This is a genomic window from uncultured Fretibacterium sp., from assembly GCF_938040765.1.
In the GTDB taxonomy this organism is placed as follows: Bacteria; Synergistota; Synergistia; order Synergistales; family Aminobacteriaceae; genus CAJPSE01.
Window position 1 is genome coordinate 1 of the sequence record NZ_CALIAA010000212.1, and the last position, 6,064, is coordinate 6,064.

Consider the following 6,064-nt stretch of genomic DNA (forward strand, 5'->3'; position numbering starts at 1 on the left):
GGTCCCGTCCTCAACGGACGGGACCCGGCCTCGTCCGAAAGATCAGTTACGGGCTCTTCGCCGTTCCAGGGCCCGGTCGCAGAGGTCCATGAAGAGGCGGTTCATGACCGGGACCGTCCTCAGAAGATCCTCCGGATGCCACTGCACGGCCACGATCAGGCCGTCCGGGCTCTCGAAGGCCTCGACGATGCCGTCCTCGGCGTGGGCGGTGAGGACGAGGCCTTTACCCGGGACCTTGACGGACTGATGGTGCAGCGTGTTGGTGTAGGCGCTCTCGGCCTCCAGGATGTGCCGAAGGCGGGAGTTCGGCTCGATCAGGACCTTGTGCATCGGGGTGTCGCGGCGCAGCTGCTGCATGTGCAGCAGGTTCTTCTCGGCGCGCTCTCCGATATCCTGATAGAGGCTGCCGCCGCAGGCCACGTTCAGGAGCTGCATGCCGCGGCAGATGCCCAGCATGGGAATACGGTGCTCCGACGCGTAGGCTGCCGCATGGAACCAGAAGGCGTCCAGCTCCGGCTGCACCGGCCCCAGCATCGCGTGGGGCGGCTCCCCGTAGTGGCGGGGGTCCACATCCCAGCCTCCGGGGAAGAGCAGGCCGTCGCACAGGGCCAGGGCGGGGTCCGAAAGCCTTGGGTCCTCGGGAACCGGCAGGATGACAGGGACGCCGCCGTTGCCGTCTATGGCACGTACGCAGGTCGTGTTCGTGCAGCTGCGGTCGGCACACACAAAGTCGGAGTCCGGGTCTCGCCGGACGCTCCCCAGAATGCCGATGATAGGCTTGCTCATGGTTGTTTCCCCTCTCAGCTAAAAGTATCGGATATCGAAATTTTCCGCCCGCGTGCTTATTTTTTATGCTCGATCCGGCAGATGAGGCGGTCGAGCAACTGAATGACCTTCCCCGATCCATTCCCCCGGAGCGCATCGCCTCGATCGACGTGTCCCTTTCGGCGAGGCGCTGGGCGCGAGCCGGGGACTCCTGTTCGTAAATCCTGAGGAGGCTGTAGCAACCCTCCGGGCTGTGCCGGGCATTCTCCTGAAGATGGTTCCGGACCTGCGCGTCGACGCTCAGGAGGACGCCCGTCGAGAGGACCAGGATCGACGGGGGAAAAACCTCCGACGGCCACGACGAGCTTGCTTTTGAGGCTGCGCAGACGAACCGATTACGAAGGACCCCTTTCAGCAAGGCTGGACGTCTTATCCTGGAAGTGCCGAAAGGATTCCGGGAAAAGAGGGGTCAGCGCCCCGTTTCCCTTGTTATGATAACACAGGAAGCCGCCGGATGACGGATGACAAGCGCGGAATTTCCGAGGGCCGTGTCTTTACGGCCGGCGCGGAATACAATAGAATAAGGCAACAATTCTGCCAAACCGTTCCGGACTTGACAAAAGTGACGTAAGGAGGGATCTGCAGTGAGAAGGCTGATGTTGTGCGCGGCGGTGCTTTTGTTTTGCGCCGCCTCTCCCGTGTGGGGGGCGGACACGATCAGGGTGGGCGAGATCGCGACGGTGACGGGCGACTTCGCGGCCTACGGGATCGCGGAGGTGGAGTCCGTCAAGATCGCCGTGGATGAGATCAACGCGGCGGGCGGCGTCCTGGGCAGAAAACTGGAGGTCGTCATGTACGACTGCCGTACCCGACAGGAGGACATGGTCAACGCGGCGCGTCGGCTTGTGGAGCAGGACAAGGTCGTAGCGGCCATCGGTCCCAGCGGCAGCGGGCTGTGCATCGCGGCGGCCCCCGTCTTCAACAGGGGGCGGGTCTCCCATCTCGGCACCCTGCCCACCAACCCTCTGGTCACCGTGGACGAGGCCGGAAAGGTGCGCCCCTACAACTTCCGCATCTGCTTCCTGGATCCCTATCAGGGGCGCATGATGGCCTACTTCGCCGCCAGGGACCTCGGGGCGTCCAAGGCCGCGGTCCTCTACGACGTGTCGAGCGACTACTCCCAGGGCCAGCGCGAGTTCTTCGTGAAGGGCTTCGAGGATTTCGGGGGCAGGATCGTTGCGGACGAGGGGTTCCGCGGCGAGGACGTGGACTTCCGCTCCCAGCTGACCAACATCAAGGACAGTGGCGCCGATGTCCTGATCTTCCCATTCATGGGCAAGTCCCTGCCCCTGGCCGTGAAGCAGGCCCGCGAGCTCGGGATCAGGACCGCGATCGTCGGGGGGGACGGGTACGGCGACTTCATGTGGGAGATTGCGGGCGACGCTTTGGGCGACACCTACTGGGTCAGCCATGTGGACCGCTACGACCCCGCACTGAAGGGCTTCTTCGACAAGTACAAGGAGAGGACGGGCACGGAGTGTCAGGAGTTCATGAACGCCATCATGGCTTACGACTGCGTCTACTGGCTGAAGGACGCGATCGAGCGGGCTCAGTCGACCGACCCCGTCAAGGTGCGCGACGCCCTGGAGCAGACGGCAAACCTCAAGCTGCTGCACTGCACCCTGACCATGGACGAGTTCCATAACCCCAAGGACAAGGACGGCGTCATGCTGAAGTGCGATCCCGAACAGAGGAAGGCGCTGTTCTTCAGGAAGGTACGTCCGGAGTAGGACAAAAAGCTCGGGACGAAAGGGGCCTGGCATTCGGTTACGAGGGTTCGGGCACGAAGGGATGATGTCTTTTGGCCATTACGCTGTCAACGCTGCTTCAACAGATCATCAACGGGCTTTCCCTGGGGTCGGTCTACGCGCTCATCGCCGTTGGGTATTCGCTGGTGTACTCCATTCTGCTCTTCTCCAACTTCGCGCACGGCGGTTTTCTGGTCGTGGGGGGATATGCCTGCTATTACCTTCTGACACAGCAGGGATATGGGATCGTCCTGGCGTCTGCGGGGGCGATCCTGGCCTCGGGCCTGGTGGCCGTCCTGACCGAACGCCTGGCCTACAAACCGATTCGCGAGCGCACCTCCATGACGCTCTACCTGCTGATCGCCTCCATGGGCGTCAGCATCGTCATCGAGAATATCTTCGTCATCGTGGTGGGCGGGCGCTTCCGGGCCCTGCCGCAGGACACGTTTCCGTCCGGGGTGTTCAGCTTGGGCGGCGGGGTCACGGTCAATGCCTCCGACATCCTCTCGCTGGCTGTTGCCGTCGTTTTTCTGGGGGCGCTCCAGCTCTTCCTGTCGCGCACGCGCTGGGGACTGGCCATCCGTGCGGCGGCGTGCGATCTGCGCACGGCCGGACTGATGGGGGTCAACGTGACGCTCCTGATCGGCATCGTCTTCTTCGTCGCGGGGCTGCTGGCCGCGGTGGGCGGGATCTTCCTCTCCGCGAAGTACTCGCTCTATCCGCAGCTCGGCAACATCACGATCAAGGCGTTCATCGCCGCGGTGATCGGCGGCCTGGGCTCGCTGCCCGGCGCGGTGCTGGGCAGCCTGATCCTGGGCCTTGCGGAGATGCTCACCGCGGGGTTCGTCAGCAGCCAGATGCGGGATATGGTCGTTTTCTCCATGCTGGTGGTCATGCTGCTGGTCCGGCCCGCCGGGTTCTTCGGCAAGAGCGTCGGGGACAAGATCTAGGAGGTGCATCGTGAAGAGGAGCCTGCTTGGAAACACCGCCGTGATCCTCCTCGGCCTGGCCCTGGCCTTGTACCCGCTGGGCGGGTATCAGGAGGGCATCATCATTCTGCTCTGCATCAACTGCATCGCCGCCATGGGCGTGTCGCTCCTCACCGGCTTCACGGGGATCTTCACGCTGGGACACGCGGCCTACATGGCGCTCGGGGCCTACACAGCCGCTATTCTGACCGTCAGGTACGGCGTCCACTGGCTGCCCGCCATCGTCGCAGGGGGCCTTGTGGCCGTGGCCGTGGCCTGGATGATCGGAATGCCGACGCTGCGCCTGACGGGCGACTACTACGCTATCGCCTCCATCGGCCTGGGGGAGGCGATCCGACTGATCCTCGAGAACTGGCAGTCCTTCACCAGGGGAGCGCGCGGTTTTCCGGGCATCGACTCCTATACCACCCGGGGCGTCGCCGTTGCCTGCTTCACCGTCCTGACCCTCCTGACGTTCAACCTCATCGACAGCCGCCTGGGGCGCGAGTTCAAGGCCTCGAGGGACGACCGGCTGGCCGCCTCGCTGATGGGCTTCAACACCACGGCGTCCCGCATGAAGGCGCTCCTGATCTCCGCGTTCTACTGCGGCGTGTCGGGCGCTCTGCTGGGGGGGTATATGAACTTCATCCAGCCGTCGATGTTCGACATGATGAAATCGACCGAGCTGACGGCGGTCGTGGTGTTCGGGGGGCTGGGCTCCATGAGCGGGACCCTGCTGGGCTCGGCGATCGTCACCTCGGTCATGGAGTATTTCCGGGACATCTCGCAGTACCGCATGCTCATCTACGGCCTGCTGCTGGTCGTCATCATGGTGGTGCGGCCGGAGGGGCTTTTGGGCGACCGGGAGATCTGGAGCTTCCTGCCCGGGTCCGGGAGGAGGGGATAGCCATGCCGCGGGATATCGGGACGGACCAGGTGCTTCTGGAACTGGAGCACGTCGACATGCGCTTCGGCGGGGTCCACGCCGTCCGGGACATGAGCTTCCGCATCATGGACAACGCCCTGACCGGCATCATCGGCCCCAACGGAGCCGGAAAGACGACGGTCTTCAACATCGTCTCCGGCGTCTACAATCCGACGGCGGGAAGCATCTGGTTCCGGGACCAGGACATCACGCCCATGGCGGCGTATCAGGTGAACCGGCTCGGGATCGCCCGAACCTTTCAGAACCTGAGGCTCTTCGGGCGCTCCTCGGTGCTGGAGAACGTCATGACCGCCGCGCAGAACCGCTTCCGTTACTCCTTTCGGGAGGACTTGAGGGGGCAGCTTTTCCCGGGCTACCGCCCCGATCCCGAGTACCACTACGGCTTCTGGGAGTCCCTGCTCCACGCCGGACACTGGGCCGGGGTCGAACGGAACATCCGTTCCAAGAGCATGGAGCTTCTGGAGCGGGTGGGGCTGGCGGACCGCGCCCGGCAGGCCGCGGGGACGCTTCCCTACGGGATGCAGCGGAGGCTCGAGATTGCGCGCGCCCTGGCGCTGGACCCGAAGCTGCTGCTGCTGGACGAGCCGGCGGCGGGGATGAACCCCGAGGAGGTATTTGCCCTGAACGATCTGATCACGGGCATCCATCGGGAGTTTCGCCTGACGACCCTGGTCATCGAGCACCACATGGACCTGATCATGAGGATCTGCCCGCACATCATCTGTATGAACTTCGGGGCCAAGATCGCGGAGGGGACGCCCGAGGAGATTCGGAACGACCCCGGGGTGCTCGGCGCCTATCTGGGCGAGGGCGACGACGAGGCGGACGAGGAGGCGGTATTGTGATGGCGGACGTATTGCTCGAGGCCCGGGACCTTCATGTCAGCTATGGGGCGATTCGGGCGCTGCAGGGGTTTTCCCTGACCCTTCGGGAGCGGGAGATCGTCGCCGTCATCGGTGCCAACGGCGCAGGCAAGTCCACCTTCATGAACGCGCTCATGGGGCTGGTCCGCCTCTCCGAGGGCACGGTGGCCCTGGAGGGGCGGGCCCTGTCCTCCAGGAGCTTCAGGGTCGTCCGCAGCGGGCTCTCCCTGGTCCCCGAGGGGCGGAGGATCTTCGCGCCCCTGACGGTCGAGGAGAACCTTCGGATCGGCGCGTTTGCCCGGAGGGACGCCAAAGCCGTCCGGGAGGACTTCGACTGGGTGCTCTCCCTGTTTCCGCGCCTGCGGGAACGGCTGCGCCAGTACGCGGGCACCCTGTCGGGCGGGGAGCAGCAGATGCTGGCGATCGCACGGGCGCTGATGGCCCGCCCCCGCGTGCTGCTGCTGGACGAGCCCTCCCTGGGGCTCGCGCCGATCGTCATCCGGGACATATTCAAGGAGCTGCGCCGGATCAACGAGGAGGGCGTCAGCATCCTGCTCGTCGAGCAGAACGCCCGTCAGGCCCTGCTGCTCTCGCACCGTGCCTACGTCCTCCAGACGGGGTGCCTTCTGAAGGAGGGGCCGTCCCGCGACCTGCTGGAGGACCCCGACATCAGGGCCGCCTACCTGGGCCAGGGACGAGAGTAAAATGACAGGA

The 6,064-nt window shown here is 64.7% G+C and carries 6 protein-coding genes; 5 read left to right on the plus strand and 1 reads right to left on the minus strand.

All coding sequences use genetic code 11. From position 1 onward, the window contains the following. Positions 1–42 precede the first annotated feature (42 nt). A complete protein-coding gene (locus Q0176_RS07265; RefSeq protein WP_299300830.1) occupies positions 43–786 on the minus strand; it encodes a gamma-glutamyl-gamma-aminobutyrate hydrolase family protein in 744 nt (247 codons plus the stop codon). 623 nt (positions 787–1,409) lie between these two features. Between Q0176_RS07265 and Q0176_RS07270 the strand changes: the two genes are divergently transcribed. From Q0176_RS07270 to Q0176_RS07290, 5 genes are all read left to right on the plus strand, one after another. Then, a complete protein-coding gene (locus tag Q0176_RS07270) occupies positions 1,410–2,555 on the plus strand; it encodes an ABC transporter substrate-binding protein (RefSeq protein WP_299300833.1) in 1,146 nt (381 codons plus the stop codon). 83 nt (positions 2,556–2,638) lie between these two features. After that, on the plus strand, positions 2,639–3,523 hold the full coding sequence (locus Q0176_RS07275) for a branched-chain amino acid ABC transporter permease (RefSeq protein WP_299300842.1): 885 nt from the start codon (positions 2,639–2,641) through the stop codon (positions 3,521–3,523). Positions 3,524–3,599: 76 nt separating this feature from the next. Then, positions 3,600–4,448, plus strand: coding sequence for a branched-chain amino acid ABC transporter permease (locus Q0176_RS07280; RefSeq protein ID WP_299300845.1), 849 nt, complete (start codon positions 3,600–3,602; stop codon positions 4,446–4,448). 2 nt (positions 4,449–4,450) lie between these two features. Beyond that, the gene (locus tag Q0176_RS07285) at positions 4,451–5,332 is read left to right on the plus strand and encodes an ABC transporter ATP-binding protein (protein ID WP_299300836.1); all 882 of its coding nucleotides are present in this window, start codon (positions 4,451–4,453) and stop codon (positions 5,330–5,332) included. Further along, positions 5,332–6,054, plus strand: coding sequence for an ABC transporter ATP-binding protein (locus Q0176_RS07290; RefSeq protein WP_299300839.1), 723 nt, complete (start codon positions 5,332–5,334; stop codon positions 6,052–6,054). Before Q0176_RS07285 ends, Q0176_RS07290 begins: the two co-directional genes overlap by 1 nt. The last annotated feature ends 10 nt before the right edge of the window (positions 6,055–6,064 follow it).

What these genes read in the sequence shown, in the direction of transcription:
- Q0176_RS07290 (WP_299300839.1), top strand. Translation starts at nt 5,332, where the DNA reads ATGGCGGACGTATTGCTCGAGGCCCGGGACCTTCATGTCAGCTATGGG.
- Q0176_RS07265 (WP_299300830.1), bottom strand. Translation starts at nt 786, where the DNA reads ATGAGCAAGCCTATCATCGGCATTCTGGGGAGCGTCCGGCGAGACCCG.
- Q0176_RS07285 (WP_299300836.1), top strand. Translation starts at nt 4,451, where the DNA reads ATGCCGCGGGATATCGGGACGGACCAGGTGCTTCTGGAACTGGAGCAC.